A 20,367-nucleotide genomic window follows, 5' to 3' on the forward strand; every position below is an offset into this window, starting at 1 on the left:
TTAAGCCTGGCCTTTGATCTCTTTACGACCATTGAACGGCGCTTGCTCACCCAGCGCTTCTTCGATACGAATCAGCTGGTTGTATTTAGCAACGCGGTCAGAACGGCTCATAGAACCGGTTTTGATCTGGCCTGCAGCGGTACCCACAGCCAGGTCGGCGATGGTCGCGTCTTCAGTTTCGCCAGAACGGTGAGAGATGACAGCGGTGTAGCCAGCGTCTTTCGCCATCTTGATAGCAGCCAGAGTTTCGGTCAGAGAACCGATCTGGTTGAATTTGATCAGGATGGAGTTAGCGATGCCTTTTTCGATGCCTTCTTTCAGGATCTTGGTGTTGGTTACGAACAGGTCGTCACCAACCAGCTGGATTTTGTCGCCCAGTACTTTGGTCTGGTAAGCGAAACCTTCCCAGTCAGATTCGTCCAGGCCATCTTCGATGGAGACGATCGGGTACTGTTTGGTCAGCTCTTCCAGGAAGTGAGTGAACTCTTCAGAGGTGAACGCTTTGTTGCCTTCGCCGGCCAGAACGTATTTACCGTCTTTGTAGAATTCAGACGCTGCGCAGTCCATCGCCAGGGTGATGTCTTTGCCCAGCTCGTAGCCTGCTGCTTTAACCGCTTCAGCGATAACAGCCAGCGCTTCGGCGTTGGAACCCAGGTTCGGCGCGTAGCCGCCTTCGTCACCAACGGCAGTGTTCATGCCTTTGGACTTCAGCACTTTCGCCAGGTGATGGAACACTTCAGAACCCATGCGTACTGCTTCTTTCAGGGTCGGCGCGCCAACCGGCTGAATCATGAATTCCTGGATGTCGACGTTGTTGTCAGCGTGCTCACCGCCGTTGATGATGTTCATCATCGGAACCGGCATGGAGTATTTGCCCGGAGTGCCGTTCAGTTCAGCGATGTGCGCGTACAGCGGCAGGCCTTTGGAGGCAGCAGCTGCTTTGGCGTTCGCCAGAGAAACGGCCAGGATTGCGTTCGCACCGAAGTTAGATTTGTTTTCAGTACCGTCCAGGTCGATCATGATCTTGTCGATGCCAGCCTGATCTTTGGCATCTTTGCCCAGGATTGCCTGAGCGATCGGGCCGTTTACCGCAGCAACAGCTTTGGTTACGCCTTTACCCAGGAAACGGGATTTGTCGCCATCGCGCAGTTCCAGCGCTTCGCGGGAACCAGTAGAAGCACCTGACGGAGCAGCTGCCATACCGACGAAACCACCTTCCAGGTGTACTTCGGCTTCAACAGTCGGGTTACCACGGGAGTCGATGATTTCACGACCGATGACTTTAACGATTTTGGACATTAGGTTTTCCTCAGTACAAGTTAAACTAAAACTCCAGACAAACAATGCACCCGGATGGGTGCATTGCCGTTCTAACTCTTTTTACTTCGCCTGGCGTTTCTGGTACTCGCTGGCGGCTTTCACAAAGCCGGCAAACAGCGGGTGTCCATCACGCGGCGTCGAAGTAAACTCCGGGTGGAACTGGCAGGCCACAAACCACGGATGGTTCGGCACTTCGATGATCTCGACCAACTGATCATCCCCGGAACGGCCCGCAACGCGCAGACCGGCAGCTTCAATCGGTTTCAACAACATGTTGTTGACTTCGTAGCGGTGACGATGGCGCTCGGTGATGGTCGGCTCGCCGTACAGCTGGCGCACCAGAGAATCCTCATCCAGCTGGCACTGCTGCGCGCCCAGGCGCATGGTGCCGCCCAGATCGCTCTTCTCGGAGCGGACTTCAACGTTGCCATCTTCGTCACGCCATTCGGTAATCAGGGCCACAACCGGGTATTTACAGTCTGGCACAAATTCCGTCGAGTTGGCGTTTTCCATACCCGCTACATTGCGCGCGAATTCAATCAGCGCAACCTGCATACCCAGGCAAATGCCCAGATAAGGAATATTGTTCTCACGCGCGTAGCGCGCGGTGGCGATCTTACCTTCCACACCGCGGTAGCCGAAGCCGCCCGGGATAAGGATAGCATCTAAATCCTTGAGGATTTCGACGCCGCGCGTTTCCACATCCTGCGAATCGATCAGCTTGATGTTGACGGTAACGCGGTTTTTCAGACCACCGTGTTTCAGCGCTTCAATCACCGACTTGTAGGCGTCCGGCAGTTCAATGTACTTACCGACCATACCGATGGTGACTTCGCCTGCCGGATTGGCTTCTTCATAGATTACCTGTTCCCATTCGGCCAGGTTTGCTTCCGGACAAGTTAAGCTGAATCGTTTACAAATATAATCGTCCAGCCCCTGAGATTTCAACAGGCCTGGAATTTTATAAATGGAATCGACGTCTTTCAGAGAAATAACAGCCTTTTCCGGAACGTTACAGAACAAAGCAATTTTCGCCCGTTCGTTGGCCGGAACCGCGCGATCGGAGCGGCAAATCAGGATGTCAGGCTGAATACCGATGGAGAGCAGCTCTTTCACGGAGTGCTGAGTCGGTTTGGTTTTGACTTCACCGGCGGCGGCCATGTACGGCACTAAAGTCAGGTGCATAAACAGGGTATGCTCGCGGCCGATCTCTACCGCCATCTGACGAATAGCTTCGAGGAACGGCAGGGATTCGATATCGCCTACGGTACCGCCGATTTCCACCAGCACCACGTCATGGCCTTCGCCGCCAGCCAGTACGCGCTCTTTAATGGCGTTGGTGATGTGCGGAATAACCTGTACGGTTGCGCCCAGATAGTCGCCACGGCGCTCTTTACGCAGCACGTCGGAGTAGATTCGACCGGTGGTGAAGTTGTTGCGACGAGTCATCTTGGTGCGGATGAAACGCTCGTAGTGGCCCAGGTCCAGATCGGTTTCTGCGCCGTCTTCAGTAACGAACACTTCCCCATGCTGGATTGGGCTCATGGTGCCCGGATCGACGTTGATATACGGATCCAGTTTCATGATGGTCACGTTGAGACCACGGGCTTCAAGAATGGCTGCCAGGGAGGCTGCGGCAATGCCTTTACCCAGAGAGGATACGACCCCGCCGGTCACAAAAATATAGTTCGTTGTCATGCTGAACCTGAGAAGTTAGGGTAAAACGATGGAATAACCAGGACGGGAAAGTAGTATACCCGAACATGCGTGACGCCACAAACTTTCATTCTTCCCCTCCCCTTCGTTCTTCAAGTTGCACCTGTGTTGCGACCCGAACAACTCGAAGAGGCAGGCTACATGGTGTTTCAACGACATAACGGAAAGAGAAAATAGACGCTTTTGGCGAAATGTTTTTGACGTAAATCAAGCGCTTGTTATTTATAAAATCACACAAATCGCGCTTGATCACGAAAACTCGTTAGAGATCAGTTTCCTGGCGTTTTACCTGTTGCCATACTTCTTCCATGGTATCGAGGTCGACGCCGGTCATTTCCAGGCCGCGGGCGGCGACAATGCGCTCGACTTCGCGAAAGCGCCGCTCGAATTTGCGGTTCGCTTTTTGCAGCGCCACCTCGGCTTTGACCCCTAAATGGCGGGATAAATTCACCGTGGCGAACAGCAGATCGCCCACTTCCTCTTCCAGTTTCGCTTCATCCACCACCGCCTGCTGCGCTTCATGCATCACTTCATCAATTTCTTCATGCACTTTGTCGAGCACCGGGCCCAGCGAGGTCCAGTCAAAACCGACCGCCGAGCAGCGACGCTGGATTTTATGCGCGCGCATCAGCGCCGGCAGGCTATGCGGAATGTCGTCCAGCGCCGAGTGCTGGGCTTTTTCCGCCCGCTCCGCGCTTTTGATCTGCTCCCAGCGGGCCAGGACTTCGCTGCTGTTTCCCGCGGTGGCATCAGCGAAAATATGGGGATGGCGGCGCTCCAGCTTGTCGCTGATGGCGGCGCAGATATCGTCAAAGTTAAAACGTCCCTCTTCCTGCGCCATCTGCGCATAGAACACGACCTGGAACAGCAGATCGCCCAGCTCACCGCGCAGGTCGTCAAAATCCTCTCGCGAAATAGCGTCCAGCACTTCATAGGTTTCTTCGAGGGTATAGGGGGCGATGGTGGCAAAGGTCTGCTCTTTATCCCACGGGCAGCCGTTTTCCGGGTCGCGCAGGCGGCGCATGATGCCGAGCAAGCGGTCAATCTGAGTCATGTGACAATCCTGGAAATTCAAAAAAAAAGTCGGCCGGATAAGGCGTTTCGACCTTATCCGACGTTGCGAAATTGCCGGATGGCGGCTTCGCCTTATCCGGCCTGGAGACGAATTAACCGCCGTGCAGACGACGCGCGTCGATCACATCGGGCACCTGGTTCAGCTTACCGAGCACCCGGCCCAGCACCTGCAGGTTGTAAATCTCGATGGTCATATCGATGGTGGCCAGCTGCTGACGGGTATCGCTGCGGCTGGCGACGCCCAGCACGTTCACCTTCTCATTGGCGAGGATGGTGGTGATATCGCGCAGTAACCCGCTGCGATCGTTCGCCTCCACCCTGACCACCAGCGAATATCCCGCCGAGTAGCTTTCGCCCCATACCGCATCGACGATGCGCTCCGGGGCATGCGACTGCAGTTCAGCGAGCTGATCGCAGTCGGCGCGATGCACGGAAATCCCGCGCCCTTGAGTGATAAAGCCGACGATCTCATCGCCCGGGATCGGCTGGCAGCAGCGGGCAATATGGTGCATCAGATTGCCAACCCCTTCCACCACCACCCGGCCATTATCCTTGGTGCGGTTCTGCGGAGCATAGGTTTTCTGCTGCAGCTGCTTCAGCGCTGCCGCATCCTGCTCGGCGGCGCTCGGTTTATTGAACTGCGCCTGCAGGAAGTTGACCATCTGGTTGAGACGGATATCGCCGCCGCCGATGGCCGCCAGCAGTTCATCGAGCTCGTTGAAATTGTAGCGCGGCAGCAGGTGCTTTTCCGCATCCTTCAGGCTGATGCCCAGATGCTCCAGCTCGTCGTCAAGGATCTGCCGGCCGGCAAGAATGTTTTTGTCGCGATCCTGCTTACGGAACCAGGCGTGAATTTTGGAGCGTCCGCGGCTGGTGGTAACGTAGCCGAGGTTAGGGTTGAGCCAGTCGCGGCTCGGGTTCGGCTGCTTCTGGGTAATAATTTCGATCTGATCGCCCATCTGCAGCTGATAGGTAAACGGCACGATGCGGCCGCCAATTTTAGCGCCGATGCAGCGATGACCGACGTCGCTGTGGATATGGTAGGCAAAATCGAGCGGCGTCGACCCCGCCGGCAGGTCCACCACGTCGCCTTTCGGCGTAAAGACATACACCCGGTCGTCAAAGACCTGGCTGCGCACTTCGTCGAGCATTTCGCCGGAGTCGGCCATCTCTTCCTGCCAGGCAATCAGCTTGCGCAGCCAGGCGATACGGTCCTCATAGCCGCGACCGCCACTGGTACCCGCTCCCGCGCCCTCTTTGTACTTCCAGTGCGCGGCCACGCCCAGCTCGGCGTCTTCATGCATCTGCCGGGTGCGGATTTGAATCTCCACCGTCTTGCCGCTCGGCCCCAGCACCACGGTGTGGATAGACTGGTAGCCGTTGGGTTTCGGGTTGGCCACGTAATCATCGAACTCATCCGGCAGATGACGGTAGTGAGTATGAACGATCCCCAGCGCGGCATAACAATCCTGCAACCGCTCGGCCACGATGCGCACCGCGCGAACGTCAAACAGCTCGTCAAAGGCGAGGTGTTTTTTCTGCATTTTGCGCCAGATGCTGTAGATATGCTTCGGCCGACCATAGACCTCGGCCTTGACCCCTTCGGCTTTCATTTCTGCCCGCAGGTGGCCGACGAACTCGTCGATATAATGCTCACGGTCGATACGGCGTTCGTGGAGCAGTTTGGCAATACGCTTGTACTCTGCCGGGTGCAGGTAGCGGAAGCAGTAATCTTCCAGCTCCCACTTCAGCTGGCCGATACCTAAGCGGTTCGCCAGGGGAGCATAGATATTGGTGCACTCTTTCGCCGCCAGCACGCGCTCATCTTCCGGCGCGTCCTTGACCTCGCGCAGATGCGCGATACGTTCGGCAAGCTTGATCACCACGCAGCGGAAATCGTCCACCATCGCCAGCAGCATGCGGCGAATGTTATCCACCTGCTCGGAAGATACTGAGTCGGTATGAGTAGCTTTCAGCTGACGGATGGCGGCCATGTCCCGTACCCCGTGAATCAGGGTCACGACCGATTTACCCACGCTCTCCTGCATGACCGCTTCGCTGACGACTTCGCTGTCGGCCAGCGGGAACAGCAGCGCCGCGCGCAGGGTATCGATATCCATACTTAGGGTGGAGAGGATCTCCACCATTTCGACGCCCCGCCACAGCAGCAGGTCCGCCAGCGGGTGTCCTTGCGTTTTTTCGCGACAATAATCCCAGGTTTCGGCTAAGCGCTCACACGACTGCTGGCTGGAAATCCCCAGACTCGCGATCCATTTCTTCGGGTCAAATTCACCAGCTTTATTAAGATGTGCACTTCTTACCGCAACCATTGTCCTCTCCTTAAGGGACCGGCCTGCCGAAGTCGGCAAGCCTCAACTTTCTACATGTCATCCTGCAGGTCGCGTCAGCATTGATGGCCGGGGCGGCTCTTCTGCGACGTTGTGAATGACCTTATGTAAGCCTGCGCTCAAACAACACCATTGATTCCAGATGACCGGTATGCGGGAACATATCCAGCATCGCCAGGCGTTGAATCTGATATCCAGCCTGCAACAGGGTTTCGCTGTCTCGCGCCAGCGTCGCCGGGTTGCAGGAAACATACACCACCCGCCGCGGCGCCAGTTTTATAATATGCGGCATCACGCCCGGCGCGCCGGCGCGGGCCGGGTCCAGCAGCACTTTATCAAAGCCGTGCTTCGCCCAGGCCTGGCGGGTGACATCCTCTTCCAGATTTTCATGGAAGAAGGTGACATTGGATAAACCATTGAGGGCGGCATTTTCCCGCCCCTTCTCCACCAGCGCCGGCACCCCTTCCACCCCGACCACGTGGGCGGCGCGAGTCGCCAGCGGCAGGGTAAAATTGCCCATCCCGCAGAACAGATCCAGCACCCGGTCTTCGGGCTGCAGATCCAGCCACGCCAGCGCGGTACGCACCATCTGCTGATTCACGCCGTCGTTGACCTGGATAAAATCCCGCGGACTGAACACTAAGCGTAGTCCGTCTGAGGTATACCATGGCGCTTCGCCGTGAATATGTTCCAGTATCTCGCTTTGCGGCGCGAGGTACAGGGAAAGACCGTGAGTTTGCGAAAAACGTTCCAGTTTTTCCCTGTCAGCGGCCGGCAGCGCAGCGGTATGGCGCAGCACCATTAGTGGGCCGTTGTCCGCCAGCACCAGCTCGACGTGGCCAAGGCAGCGTAATGCGCTCAGCGCGCTTAAGCACTCGCGCACGGCGGGCAGCAGCGCCTCAAGTTGGGGCACCAAAACAGGGCACTGCACCACCTCGACGATCGCTTTGTCGCTGGCCTGACGAAAACCCATCTGCAATTGTTGGGTCTTTGGCTGATAATTCAAGCTTAAGCGCGCGCGACGGCGATACCCCCACGGCTCGCCGGCGATGATCTCATCCACCTCGCGTTTCATCAGGCGCGCCAGCGCGGCGCGTTTACTTTGCTGCTGAAGCGTGATGCTGGCATGCTGCTGTTGGCAGCCGCCGCAAACGCCAAAATGGGGGCAGCGCGGCGCCTGGCGCTGCGGGCTGTCGGTCAGACGGCGTTTCACCTGGGCGCGGGCGTACTGCTTTTTGTCTTCCACCAGCACCACCTCAGCCTGCTCCTGCGGCAGCACGCCGCCGACGAACAGCGCTTTCCCCTTGTGGCGGGCCACGCCCTGGCCAAAGGGATCGAGGTCGTTGACTGTAACGGTTATGATCTGGCGCGTCGTCACACGCCGTTTTGCAGAGTAGAATTGCGCCATCGTAGAGAGTTGTCTCAATCAAATAAAACGAGCTCGTTCAGAGCGGCAGCGCCGCGAAGCGCACCGACGCGCACCGAACGATGATGTCTATATTCTCCCATAATGGAACCGCATGACCAACTACAGCCTGCGTGCTCGCATGATGATTCTGATTCTGGCGCCAACCGTCCTGATAGGGCTGTTGCTCAGTGTTTTCTTTGTCGCTCACCGTTATAACGACCTGCAACGTCAGCTGGAGGACGCCGGCACCAGCATTATTGAGCCGCTGGCGGTCTCCAGCGAATATGGCATGAATCTGCAAAACCGCGAATCCATCGGCCAGTTGATCAGCGTTCTGCATCGTCGCCACTCGGAGATCGTGCGGGCCATCTCGGTGTACGATTCGCATAACCGCCTGTTTGTCACCTCCAATTACCAGCTCAACCCCAGCGACCTGCAGATCCCAAAAGGCGAGGCGTTTCCCCGTCGTCTCAGCGTCATCCGCGACGGCGACATGATGATCCTGCGCACGCCGATCGTCTCGGAAAGTTATTCGCCGGATGAATCCCCCGAATCCGATGCCAAAATGCCGGGCAATATGCTGGGCTACGTCGCGCTGGAGCTGGATCTGAAATCGGTCCGCCTGCAGCAGTACAAAGAGATTTTCATCTCCAGCGTGATGATGCTGTTCTGCATCGGCATTGCGCTGATCTTCGGCTGGCGCCTGATGCGCGACGTCACCGGCCCTATCCGCAATATGGTCAATACCGTCGACCGCATCCGCCGCGGGCAGCTGGACAGTCGGGTCGAGGGCTTTATGCTCGGCGAGCTGGATATGCTGAAAAATGGCATTAACTCGATGGCCATGTCGCTGGCGGCGTACCATGAGGAGATGCAGCACAACGTCGACCAGGCCACCTCCGATCTGCGGGAAACCCTTGAGCAGATGGAGATTCAGAACGTCGAACTGGACCTGGCGAAAAAGCGCGCCCAGGAGGCGGCGCGCATTAAGTCTGAATTCCTGGCCAATATGTCCCACGAACTGCGCACCCCGCTCAATGGGGTGATCGGCTTTACCCGCCTGACGCTGAAAACCGATCTCAACGCCACGCAGCGCGACCACCTGACCACCATCGAACGCTCGGCCAATAATCTGCTGGCGATCATCAATGATGTGCTCGACTTTTCCAAGCTGGAAGCCGGGAAGCTGATCCTGGAGAGCATTCCGTTCCTGCTGCGCACCTCGCTTGATGAGGTGGTCACCCTGCTGGCGCATTCCGCGCATGATAAGGGGCTGGAGCTGACGCTGAACATTAAGAACAACGTGCCGGATAACGTCATCGGCGACCCGCTGCGTCTGCAGCAGATTGTGACCAACCTCGTGGGCAACGCCATCAAATTTACCGAGCACGGTAATATCGACGTGCTGGTGGAGCAGCGGGCCATCAGTAATTCGCGGGTGCAGATCGAAATTCAGATCCACGATACCGGCATCGGCATCCCCGAGCGCGATCAGTCCCGGCTGTTCCAGGCCTTCCGTCAGGCCGATGCCAGTATTTCACGCCGCCACGGCGGCACCGGGCTCGGGCTGGTGATCACCCAGCGTCTGGTCAAGGAGATGGGCGGCGATATCTCGTTTCACAGTCAGCCGAACCGCGGCTCCACCTTCTGGTTCCATATCAACCTCGATCTCAACCCGAATGCCATCCCGGATATGCTGAATACCGACGGGCTGGCGGGCAAGCGTCTGGCCTATGTGGAAGCCAACGCGACGGCGGCGCAGTGCACGCTGGAGATGCTGGCCGCCACGCCGCTGGAGGTGATCTACAGCCCCACCTTCTCCTCGCTGGCGGAAGCCCAGTACGACATTCTGCTGGTCGGTATCCCGGTCTCAATGCGCGATTTGTCACCGCACCGGGAAAAATTAGCCAAAGCCTGCGCGATGTCAGACAACGTACTGCTGGCTCTGCCGTGTCATGCCCAGGTTAGCGCCGAAGCCCTGAAACGCGATGGCGTCGCCGCCTGCCTGTTGAAACCGCTCACCACTACCCGTTTACTGCCAGCGCTGGTGGCCACCAATCATGCGACAGCCTCCGCGCCGTTGACGCAGGCCGACAGCCATAAGCTGCCGATGACCGTGATGGCCGTCGACGACAACCCGGCAAACCTGAAGCTCATTGGCGCCCTGCTGGATGACCTTGTGCAGCAGGTGATCCTCTGCGACAGCGGCCAGCAGGCGGTGGACAAGGCCAAGCAACTGCAGATGGATCTGATCCTGATGGATATTCAGATGCCGGATATGGACGGCATCCGCGCTTGTGAGCTTATCCATCATCTGCCGCATCACCAGCTAACGCCGGTTATCGCCGTCACCGCGCACGCCCTGGAGGGCCAGCGCGAGAAGCTCCTGAGCGCCGGCATGAACGACTATCTGGCGAAGCCGATCGAAGAAGAGAAACTGCACGCCCTGCTGCTGCGCTATCAGCCCGGAGTACACAGCATCGCCCCGGCGGCGATACCGCCCACAGAGCCGGTCATCGACCATAACCAGACGCTCGACTGGCAGCTGGCGCTGCGCCAGGCGGCGATGAAGCCAGATCTGGCGAGGGAGATGCTGCAGATGCTGATCGCTTTTATGCCGGAGGTACGTAACAAAGTGGAAGAGCAACTGGTTGGCGAGCAGCCGGAAGGGCTGGTGGATCTGATCCACAAACTGCATGGCAGCTGCAGCTACAGCGGCGTGCCGCGGCTGAAAAAGCTGTGCCACACCCTGGAGAGCCAGCTGCGCGCAGGCACCGCCGCCGAGGATCTGGAGCCGGAGCTGCTTGAGCTGTTAGATGAGATGGACAATGTGGCGCGCGAAGCGTGCCGGATGGGGGTGTAAACCCCGGATAGCGGCGCTATGCGCCTCATCCGGGCTACGCCCTACGGTCCGGTATTCGGTTGGTAGCCCCGGTAAGCGTAAGCGCCACCGGGGATGGTTCCCGGATCGCGGTGCTACGCACCTTATCCGGGCTACAAATACCACTGCGCCAGCCGGGATCCCTCAATTACAGCTTACCGCCCATCTGCAAAACCGCGGCGACGTTTCGCGCCGTCATCCGCAGATTGGCGGCGGCATTGGCCAGCGCTTCATCCAGAGTGCAGATGGTGTACAACACGCTGAATACCGCATCCAGCCCGTGCTGATGCACGACGCCGACATCGGCGGTCAGGCTGCCGGCAATCCCGATCACCGGTACGTTAAATCGCTTCGCCACCCGGGCCACCCCCACCGGCACCTTACCGTGGATAGTCTGACTGTCAATACGCCCTTCCCCGGTGATCACTAAATCAGCATCCGCCACCCGCTCCGCCAGCTGCAGCGCATCGGTGACAATCTCAATGCCCGGGCGCAGCTGAGCGCCGCAAAACGCATACAGCGCCGCGCCCATCCCGCCCGCCGCGCCGCCGCCTTCCAGGCTCAGCACGTCGCAATCTAAATCACGGGCGATGATCCGGGCATAGTGCCGCAGGCCGCCGTCAAGCCGATCAATCATTTGCGCCGTCGCCCCTTTTTGCGGGCCGAATACCGCGCTGGCGCCCTGCGGGCCGGTCAACGGGTTGGTAACGTCGCAGGCCACTTCAATCCGACAATCTGCCAGCCGTGGATCCAGCTCGCTAAGATCGATGCGCGCCAGCGTCTCCAGCGCACCGCCCCCTGGCGCGATCTGCTGACCGTCGGCGGTCAGCAGTTTCGCCCCCAGCGCCTGCGCCATGCCGGCGCCGCCGTCATTGGTCGCGCTGCCGCCAATGCCAATAATGATCTGCCGCACACCAGCGTCCAGCGCATGGCGTATGAGCTCCCCGGTGCCCCAGGAGGTGGTCAGCAGCGGGTTACGCTGCGCCGGGGGAACGCTTTCCAGCCCGCTGGCCGCCGCCATTTCGATAAAGGCGCACTGGCGATCGCCGGACAGCCCATAAAATGCCTCTACCGGCTCCCCCAGCGGCCCGGTCACCGTCAGCGGAACCTGATGCCCGCCGGTCGCCGCCACCATGGCTTCCACCGTCCCTTCCCCGCCGTCGGCAACCGGCAGCCTGACATATTCCGCGTCAGGATAAATCTCGCGAAAGCCTTGCTCTATCGCACTGGCTACTTCCAGCGCGCTCAGGCTCTCCTTCCAGGAATCCGGTGCGATCACTATTTTCATCTGCAGTCCTTACTCTGAGCTAACCCTTGTGGCTATCGCGCAATGCCGGCCCCCGCAGAGGCCGGCGGCCTTTTAGCGCACCATGCATGGACGCTTGTTGTCAAAGGTCCAGCCCGGGATCAGGTACTGCATCGCCATCGCATCATCGCGGGCGCCAAGACCATGTTTCTTATATAGCTCATTTGCCTGCATTACGCGGTCCATATCCAGCTCAACCCCCAGACCCGGCGTGCTCGGCACCTGCACCATTCCGCCTTTAATTTCAAACGGTTGTTTGGTCAGACGTTGATTGCCCTCCTGCCAGATCCAGTGGGTATCGATAGCGGTGATCTTGCCCGGCGCCGCAGCCGCAACGTGGGTGAACATCGCCAGCGACACGTCGAAGTGGTTATTAGAGTGCGAACCCCAGGTCAGGCCAAACTCATGGCACATCTGCGCCACGCGAACCGATCCCTGCATGGTCCAGAAGTGCGGGTCCGCCAGCGGGATATCCACCGACTGCAGGGAGAGCGTATGGCCCATCTGCCGCCAGTCGGTGGCGATCATATTGGTGGCGGTCGGCAGGCCCGTCGCGCGACGGAACTCCGCCATCACTTCGCGGCCGGAGAAGCCCTGCTCAGCGCCGCACGGATCCTCCGCATAGGCCAGTACTCCCTTCAGCTGCTTGCCAATCTGAATGGCTTCTTCAAGCAGCCAGGCGCCGTTCGGATCGAGGGTCACGCGGGCATTCGGGAAGCGCTTCGCCAGGGCGCTGATCGCTTCGGCTTCTTCAAAACCGGCCAGCACGCCGCCCTTCAGCTTAAAGTCGTTGAAGCCATATTTTTCATACGCCGCTTCCGCGAGGCGGACCACCGCATCCGGCGTCATCGCCTCTTCATGGCGCAGGCGATACCACTCGCATTGTTCATCCGGCTGGCTCTGATAGGCCAGCGGCGTGGCGTGGCGGTTACCGATAAAGAACAGGTAGCCCAGCATTTCAACTTCGCTGCGCTGTTGTCCATCGCCGAGCAGCGAGGCGACGTTGACCCCAAGGTGCTGGCCCAGCAGGTCCAGCAGCGCCGCTTCGATTCCGGTCACCACGTGGATGGTGGTGCGCAGGTCAAAGGTCTGCAGGCCGCGGCCGCCGGCGTCACGGTCGGCGAACTGATTGCGCACCGCACCGAGCACGTTTTTATACTCGCCCAGCGTTTTGCCCACCACCAGCGGAATGGCATCCTCCAGAGTCTGGCGAATTTTTTCGCCCCCCGGAATTTCACCGACGCCGGTATGGCCGGCGTTATCTTTGATAATCACGATATTGCGGGTGAAGTACGGAGCGTGGGCCCCGCTCAGATTCATCAGCATACTGTCATGGCCGGCAACCGGGATCACCTGCATGGTGGTGACAACGGGCGTGGAAGAGAAAGTCGTCATAGCATCATCCTTTTGTAATTTAGTGGCGGCCGAAAACGGGACGTTTGCGGTCGAATGTCCAGCCGGGGATCAGGTACTGCATCGGGCCCGCGTCGTTGCGTGCGCCGCCCGGCAGCGCTTTATAGGCCTCATGGGCTTTGCGCACCTGCTCCCAGTCAAGTTCCACGCCGAGTCCCGGCGCGTCTGGCACGGCAATCTTGCCGTTAATAATCTGCAGCGGATTTTTGGTCAGGCGCGCCTCGCCTTCCTGCCAGATCCAGTGGGTGTCGATGGCGGTGGGCTGACCCGGCGCCGCGGCGCCGACGTGGGTAAACATCGCCAGGGAAATATCAAAATGGTTGTTGGAATGGCAGCCCCAGGTCAGCCCCCATTCGTCGCACAGCTGCGCCACTCGTACCGCGCCAGAGAGCGTCCAGAAGTGCGGGTCCGCCAGCGGAATATCGACGGCGTTGAGCATCACCGCATGACCCATCTCGCGCCAGTTAGTGGCGATCATATTGGTGGCGACCGGTAGCCCGGTGGCGCGGCGGAACTCGGCCATCACCTCCCGGCCGGAAAAACCCTGCTCGGCGCCGCACGGATCTTCGGCGTAGGTCAGAACATCCTGCAGCCCTTTGCACAGGGCGATCGCCTCATCCAGCAGCCAGGCGCCGTTAGGATCGACGGTGATGCGCGCATCCGGAAAGCGCTTTTTCAGCGCCCGGGCGGTGTCAATTTCCTGCTCGCCGGGCAGCACGCCGCCCTTCAGCTTAAAGTCTTTGAAACCGTAGCGATCCTGAGCGGCTTCCGCCAGGCGCACCACCGCTTCGCTGCTCAACGCCTGCTGGTGGCGCAGGCGATACCATTCGTGATCGCCCGGCGTATGGTCCAGATAACCAAGGTCGGTTTTCTGCCGATCGCCGATATAGAACAGGTAGCCCAGCACGGTGACGGCATCACGCTGCTTGCCCGGCCCCAGCAGCTCGCAGACCGGCACATTGAGCACTTTGCCGAGCAGATCGAGCAGCGCGGCCTCCAGCGCCGCTACCGCGTTGACTTTCAGTTCAAAGGTCCACGCCCCTTTGCCAAAGGTGTCGAAATCCGCCGCCTGATTGCCTTTGTGTACCTGCTGCACCACGCGATTCAGCCTGGCGACCTCCTGACCTACCACCTGCGGGATCGCCGCCAGCAGCGTCTGGTAGATAACCTCACCGCCAGGGGCTTCGCCCACGCCGGTGTTGCCGGCGTTATCGGTCAACACCACGATATTGCGGGTAAACCAGGCGTTATGCGCCCCACCGATGTTCAGCAGCATGCTGTCGTGTCCGGCCACCGGAATGACCTTCATCTCTGTAATAATCGGGCTGGATTGGGTAGTCATGATTAACGTCCCGCTACAGGTTTCAGTTCAATACGTTTGATGTCGCCCACCAGCACCAGGTAGCTCAGCACTGCCACCAGGGCATGGATGCCGACGTAAACCAGCGCCCCGTTGAACGAGCCGGTGGTGCCGACGATATAGCCGATAGCGATCGGGGTGACGATACCGGAGATATTGCCGAACATGTTGAACAGGCCGCCGGAAAGACCGCTAATCTCTTTCGGCGCGGTATCCGCCATCACCGCCCAGCCAAGCGCGCCGATCCCTTTGCCGAAGAAGGCCATCGCCATAAAGCCAATCACCATCCACTCCACGTTGACATAGTTACACATCAGCATGGTCATGGAGAGCAGCATCCCCAGTACTATCGGCGTTTTGCGGGCAATGTTCAGCGAGCCGGTGCGGCGCATTAACCAGTCAGAGATCACCCCGCCCAGCACCCCGCCGACGAACCCGCACACCGCCGGAACGGAGGCGACAAACCCCGCTTTGAGGATCGACATGCCGCGCGCCTGCACCAGGTAAACCGGGAACCAGGTAATAAAGAAATAGGTCAGGGCGTTAATGCAGTACTGACCGATATAGATGCCGATCATCATCCGCGATCCGATCAGCTGCTTGATTTGGCCCATTTTGACGCTGAACGGCACCTTCTGCGCGCTGCTCTTTTGATCCATGTTGATCAGGGCGCCGCCTTCGGCGATATATTCCAGTTCCTTCTTGTTTACTCCCGGATGGTTGTTCGGATCGTGGATCACTTTCAGCCAGACAAAGCTAATCACAATCCCCAGGCCGCCCATAAAGAAGAAGACGTGCGACCAGCCCACCTCATGCGTCAGCCAGCCCATGATCGGCGCGAAGATAACGGTGGCAAAGTACTGAGCGGAGTTGAAGATCGCCACCGCCGTGCCGCGCTCCTGCGCCGGGAACCAGGCGGCCACGATACGGCTGTTACCCGGGAACGACGGCGATTCGGCCAGGCCAACGAGGAAACGCAGGGTAAACAGCGCGACGATAATGCCAAAGCCGCTGAAGATGTCGACGAAGCCCTGCAGCAGGGTAAACATCGACCAGATGAAGATCGACCAGAAATAGACGCGCTTCGAACCGAAACGGTCGAGCAGCCAGCCGCCCGGGATCTGGCCGATGACATAAGCCCATGAGAACGCGGAGAAGACATACCCCATCCCCACCGGATCCAGGCCGATATCTTTGGCCATTTCCGAACCGGCGATCGACAGCGTCGCCCGGTCGCCATAGTTAAAAGAGGTGACGATAAACAGCATCACCACTATCCAGTAGCGGGCATTGGTGCGCTTTTCAGCCGCCGTCGCCGCCTGACTTAATGAACTCATTGTTGTACTCCTGAATCATAGCGTTTAGCTACGTTCATTCTGAACAGCACAACCTGTAGGGTAATCAGAATGACGTGGTCGTGTTTTGATAGTTGTCGTTATATCTGGCACTGCATTTGTCACTGGCTGGAGCAGTATATGAAGAGGCACACCGCGGCTCACCGTGCATCTACACAGCTTTTACGCCGCTATTGCAGGTGGTTTATGGCGTATGCCTGAAAGAATGGGGGGAAGTTCACGGAAATGAAAAACCAGCGCCGCGGGTGGTCAAAAGGGCAGCAAAAAGAGCCGGAGTGTGAAATACCTCTCTTGACGCGGTGAAACTGGCTAGCTTAAACCATGATATTGCTAAGGATATTGTGCATTTGCCTGAAGGCGTGGCGCCTGGAAAGCGCTACTATTTTGACGTCCGCGTATCTGGCCGCGACAGCTTGAAAGGGCGCCCTCTGCGTAGGGAGAGGGCAGCGCTTTTATTCTAGCAGGGTAGCCCACTGCTCAACCCATGGATTAGAGACGCTCTCCGGCTCCGGATCTTCGCTGGCGTCAATCTTCAGCATCTCGCTGATGCGCTTCGCGCCCTGCTCCTGCAGTAGCTGATCGAACTTCAGGCCGCCGCCGCAAAAGTTGGCGTAGGTGCTGTCGCCCAGCGCGATAATGCCGTAACGGAGGTGAGGTTGATACATATCTTTGATGCCCTCATACAGCGGGACGATGCTGTCCGGCAGATCGCCCTGCCCGGTGGTGGAGGTGACCACCAGCACATACTTCCCCGTATAGGATTCCCAGTCGTTGACCTGCGGATCCTCATACACGGTAGCCTTGTGTCCCAGTCCGCTGAGGATCGCTTCTGCTTCTTCCGCAACCAGCAGCGAGTTGCCGTACATGGTGCCGACAAAAATTCCGACTTCCGCCATGCTATTATCTCCCAGGATTGTCCTTATTCTCTTCATCCTGACCGCAGTCGTCGGCAAACTCAACCCTTTCATTTAGCGGGAGAAGCCCGCGCCAGCCAAACTGCGACAGCGCACGCATCCAGACGTCGTCAAAACCGGCGCGCAGGGTCAGCGGCTCACCGGTAAAGGGATGATTTAACGACAGTTCGCTGGCGTGCAGCATCAGGCGGTGGCAGCCGAAATGCTCCGCGGCGCTGCGGTTTTGCCGCAGATCGCCGTGCTTGCTGTCGCCAAGGATCGGATGACGCAGGTGGGCCAGATGGCGGCGCAGCTGGTGCTTGCGGCCGGTTTTCGGCTCCAGTTCCACCAGCCCGTAGCGCGTGGTGGGATAACGCCCGGTAGCGACCGGCATCTCTACCGTCGCCAGACCACGATAATGGGTCACCGCCGGCTGCGGGCCTTTATCTTCGCGGGCGAACTTATCGGCGATTTTATCCAGCTCTTCCACCAGCGGATAATCGAGCAGCGCCTCTTCCATCAGCCAGCCGCGGACGATCGCATGGTAGCGCTTCTGGATCTGATGCTGCTCGAACTGCTGCGCCAGCAGCCGACCCGCCTCGCTTGACAGTCCCATGAGCAGGACGCCGGAGGTGGGCCGGTCGAGGCGATGGGCGGTAAAAACGTGCTGACCGATCTGGTCGCGCACGGTCTGCATCACCACCACTTTCTCATCGCGATCGAGCCAGCTGCGGTGCACCAGCCAGCCCGACGGTTTGTTGACCGCCACCAGCCAGTCGTCCTGGTAGATTATCTCCAGCATCAGGCCTGCTCACCGGCAAACAGCGCGTCCAGCAGCAGCAGCTCCGCCAGCATGGATTCGCGAACCGGGTGGGCTTGATCCAGCGCCATTTCGTAATACGGCGCAACGGCGAAATTTTGCGGCAGCGGCTGGCCGCTCTCCAGCAGCTGATGCATACGCGGGATCAGGACCCACTGCAGCCACTCCAGCGGCTCCAGGGTATCCAGGCAAAACGGCTTATCGCTGGCGAAGGCGCTGCTGTCCGGCGCCGTCTCCTGCCAGTGCTCTGTTTCGCGCAGCAGGGCTTCAATGGCGCGCAGGCGATCGCGCACGCTATCGTGAAGAGTCATGGGGGAAACCTCGATGAGTTAAAAACCGGGCGCAGGATAGCAAATCCGCAGGAGAAATAAAAAAAGGGAGCACTGTATAAACAGTGCTCCCGGTTCGTTTTGCAGCATTCCCGCTACATTGGTGCTCCCTGCTCGTCCTTGAAAACTTTTCCTGAGGTCTCCTGACCATGTTCATCCATAAACTCGTGCATCCTGCTTTCACACCACCCCGATGTGAAATGACTTATCCTTAAGTTTGTCCCGATCTTCCTGATCCACCGTTCATCCTGAGCGGCTCTCATTCTCCATCCTGGAGGTGTCCATTACGCGATCCTGCGTTATCCTTGCTTCATCCTGAAGCCTGTCCTTGCAACGCCATCCTGGCGGGTCCTGCAGAAGCGCCATCATCCTGATGTTCGCTTCATTTCGCGACTTCCTGTCGACAGACATAGGATCACTGATTCTGCCTCTTCTTACAACCCTTCTTGAGACAATCTCTTAAGATTAGTCCCCACTCAAAAGGACGAAAAAATTAAGATCTAATTTAATACCAATAACTTAACAAAAAAAGATTGGATTAAATTTGCCTTAAATGATGATGATCTCTTACAGGTTTTGTAAGAGATCTCTCACAAATGACCAGGCAGACTGGATTACAGCACCGGCTCAAGCTGGTTGAGGAAACCCGCAAGCGAGGGGGAAAGGGTGAGGCGTTTGGCGGTGCCGAGGGTCTCTTTGACGACTTCACCGCTGAGATTACAGACGGAAATGACATCCAGTTCACTCTCGAGGGTAGCGATGAACAGCGTCGGCGCCAGCTTCAGCCGCTTCTGCACCACCAGGTGCCCGATGAGGTTTTCCTGCACCCGCTGGAAATCCTCTTCACTCCAGGTCTGCAGCAGCGTTAGCGTTTCGCCGGCGAACCGGCCGGTCATATCGCCGGCAAACTGAGTGGTATAATAAGAATGAAGCGGCTGTTGTACCACAATATCCAGGGCGCGTTCAACCGCACTGATATTTTGCGCCAGCGAAAACGGCTGCGGCTGCCAGAAAACGGCCTCGTCCTGGGTGTCGACGACGCAAGGCGACGGAACGCCGTAAAGCTCTTCACTGCGCGGCAGGCTGTGGCGCTGCTGCTGCCAGGCGGCGCAATAACGTTGGGTAAAAGCATGCAGCGCTTCTGCGGTCTGATGGTCCACCGGTTTCTCTCTTCACGTTAGACAGGATACACTGGGGTAATAGTGTACCCGCTTTACTATGGTGAAACATGTCTTCTTACGATAATCATCAGGCGCTGGCCGGCCTGACGCTCGGTAAATCAACCGATTACCGCGATACCTATGACGCCTCGCTGCTGCAGGGCGTTCCGCGCAGCCTTAACCGCGACCCGCTTGGCCTGCATGCCGACAACCTGCCGTTTCACGGCGCCGATATCTGGACGCTCTACGAACTCTCCTGGCTGAACGGCAAAGGCCTGCCGCAGGTGGCCGTCGGCCACGTCGAACTGCCCGACACCACCGTCAATCTGGTGGAATCAAAAAGCTTTAAGCTCTATCTCAACAGCTTCAACCAGACGCGTTTCGCCAGCTGGCAGGAGGTTGAAGAGACGCTGACCCGCGATCTGAGCGCCTGCGCGCAGGGCGAGGTCAAGGTGTCGCTGTACCGTCTGGATGAACTGGAAGGCCAGCCGATTGCCCACCTGCACGGCGCCTGCATCGACGATCAGGATATCGAGATCGATAACTATCAGTTCAGCGCCGACTACCTGCAGGGCGCCGCCAGCGGCAAAATCGTGGAAGAGACGCTGGTCAGCCATCTGCTGAAGTCCAACTGCCTGATCACCCACCAGCCGGACTGGGGCTCGGTGCAGATCCAGTATCGTGGGGCGAAAATCGACCGCGAGCAGCTCCTGCGCTATCTGGTTTCGTTCCGCCACCATAACGAATTCCATGAGCAATGCGTCGAGCGCATCTTTAACGATATTCTCCGTTTCTGCCAGCCGGAATCGCTTTCCGTTTACGCCCGCTATACGCGACGCGGTGGTCTGGATATCAACCCCTGGCGCAGCAACGGCGACTTTTCCCCTGCCACCGGCCGCCTCGCCCGACAATAATAAACATTTTCACAATTTGCGTGCGTTTAGGCGCGCGCAAGGTTGTGAAAACGCCGCTCGCAGGGCTATT

At 58.4% G+C, this 20,367-nt stretch carries 15 protein-coding genes; 2 read left to right on the forward strand and 13 right to left on the reverse strand.

The annotated features are described in order from the left end of the window. From eno to rlmD, 5 genes are all read right to left on the reverse strand, one after another. Entirely contained in the window at positions 1–1,299 is a 1,299-nt protein-coding gene (gene eno, locus ABLV76_RS15850; RefSeq protein ID WP_002915213.1) for a phosphopyruvate hydratase, read from the reverse strand. 81 nt (positions 1,300–1,380) lie between these two features. After that, a complete protein-coding gene (gene pyrG / locus ABLV76_RS15855) occupies positions 1,381–3,018 on the reverse strand; it encodes a glutamine hydrolyzing CTP synthase (protein ID WP_004205579.1) in 1,638 nt (545 codons plus the stop codon). A gap of 280 nt (positions 3,019–3,298) precedes the next feature. Further along, positions 3,299–4,090 (reverse strand): nucleoside triphosphate pyrophosphohydrolase, encoded by a 792-nt coding sequence (gene mazG / locus ABLV76_RS15860; protein ID WP_004205577.1) that lies wholly within the window; start codon positions 4,088–4,090, stop codon positions 3,299–3,301. Positions 4,091–4,202: 112 nt separating this feature from the next. Then, positions 4,203–6,440, reverse strand: coding sequence for a GTP diphosphokinase (gene relA, locus ABLV76_RS15865; protein WP_004205575.1), 2,238 nt, complete (start codon positions 6,438–6,440; stop codon positions 4,203–4,205). A gap of 121 nt (positions 6,441–6,561) precedes the next feature. Beyond that, positions 6,562–7,866: a 23S rRNA (uracil(1939)-C(5))-methyltransferase RlmD gene (gene rlmD / locus ABLV76_RS15870; RefSeq protein ID WP_348878378.1), complete on the reverse strand. Its 1,305-nt coding sequence runs from the start codon at positions 7,864–7,866 to the stop codon at positions 6,562–6,564. A 112-nt stretch (positions 7,867–7,978) separates the two neighbouring features. Here rlmD and barA point away from each other — a divergent pair, with 112 nt between their 5' ends. Next, a complete protein-coding gene (gene barA, locus ABLV76_RS15875; RefSeq protein ID WP_023319018.1) occupies positions 7,979–10,729 on the forward strand; it encodes a two-component sensor histidine kinase BarA in 2,751 nt (916 codons plus the stop codon). A gap of 166 nt (positions 10,730–10,895) precedes the next feature. Here the strand turns inward: barA and ABLV76_RS15880 are convergent, their stop codons facing one another. From ABLV76_RS15880 to syd, 8 genes are all read right to left on the reverse strand, one after another. Continuing rightward, entirely contained in the window at positions 10,896–12,035 is a 1,140-nt protein-coding gene (locus ABLV76_RS15880; protein WP_004205570.1) for a glycerate kinase, read from the reverse strand. A gap of 72 nt (positions 12,036–12,107) precedes the next feature. Then, positions 12,108–13,448, reverse strand: coding sequence for a glucarate dehydratase (gene gudD / locus ABLV76_RS15885; protein ID WP_004205567.1), 1,341 nt, complete (start codon positions 13,446–13,448; stop codon positions 12,108–12,110). A gap of 19 nt (positions 13,449–13,467) precedes the next feature. Beyond that, positions 13,468–14,808, reverse strand: a complete 1,341-nt coding sequence (locus tag ABLV76_RS15890) for an enolase C-terminal domain-like protein (protein WP_023319020.1) — start codon at positions 14,806–14,808, stop codon at positions 13,468–13,470. Between the two features lie 2 nt (positions 14,809–14,810). Then, positions 14,811–16,163, reverse strand: a complete 1,353-nt coding sequence (locus ABLV76_RS15895; protein ID WP_004205562.1) for an MFS transporter — start codon at positions 16,161–16,163, stop codon at positions 14,811–14,813. Positions 16,164–16,633: 470 nt separating this feature from the next. Next, positions 16,634–17,077 carry a flavodoxin gene (locus ABLV76_RS15900; protein WP_205426318.1) on the reverse strand — a complete coding sequence of 148 codons (444 nt, stop codon included), beginning with the start codon at positions 17,075–17,077 and terminating at the stop codon, positions 16,634–16,636. Between the two features lie 4 nt (positions 17,078–17,081). After that, a complete protein-coding gene (gene truC / locus ABLV76_RS15905) occupies positions 17,082–17,876 on the reverse strand; it encodes a tRNA pseudouridine(65) synthase TruC (protein WP_062913564.1) in 795 nt (264 codons plus the stop codon). Then, the gene (locus ABLV76_RS15910; protein WP_002915249.1) at positions 17,876–18,205 is read right to left on the reverse strand and encodes a YqcC family protein; all 330 of its coding nucleotides are present in this window, start codon (positions 18,203–18,205) and stop codon (positions 17,876–17,878) included. The genes truC and ABLV76_RS15910 overlap by 1 nt, the downstream gene beginning before the upstream one ends. A gap of 632 nt (positions 18,206–18,837) precedes the next feature. Further along, positions 18,838–19,383, reverse strand: coding sequence for a SecY-interacting protein (gene syd / locus ABLV76_RS15915; protein WP_004205553.1), 546 nt, complete (start codon positions 19,381–19,383; stop codon positions 18,838–18,840). Positions 19,384–19,451: 68 nt separating this feature from the next. Between syd and queF the strand changes: the two genes are divergently transcribed. After that, the gene (gene queF, locus ABLV76_RS15920; RefSeq protein WP_004205552.1) at positions 19,452–20,297 is read left to right on the forward strand and encodes an NADPH-dependent 7-cyano-7-deazaguanine reductase QueF; all 846 of its coding nucleotides are present in this window, start codon (positions 19,452–19,454) and stop codon (positions 20,295–20,297) included. Positions 20,298–20,367 lie beyond the last annotated feature (70 nt).

The organism is Klebsiella sp. GB_Kp047 (genome assembly GCF_040065235.1).
GTDB classification, from domain to species: domain Bacteria; phylum Pseudomonadota; class Gammaproteobacteria; order Enterobacterales; family Enterobacteriaceae; genus Klebsiella; species Klebsiella quasipneumoniae.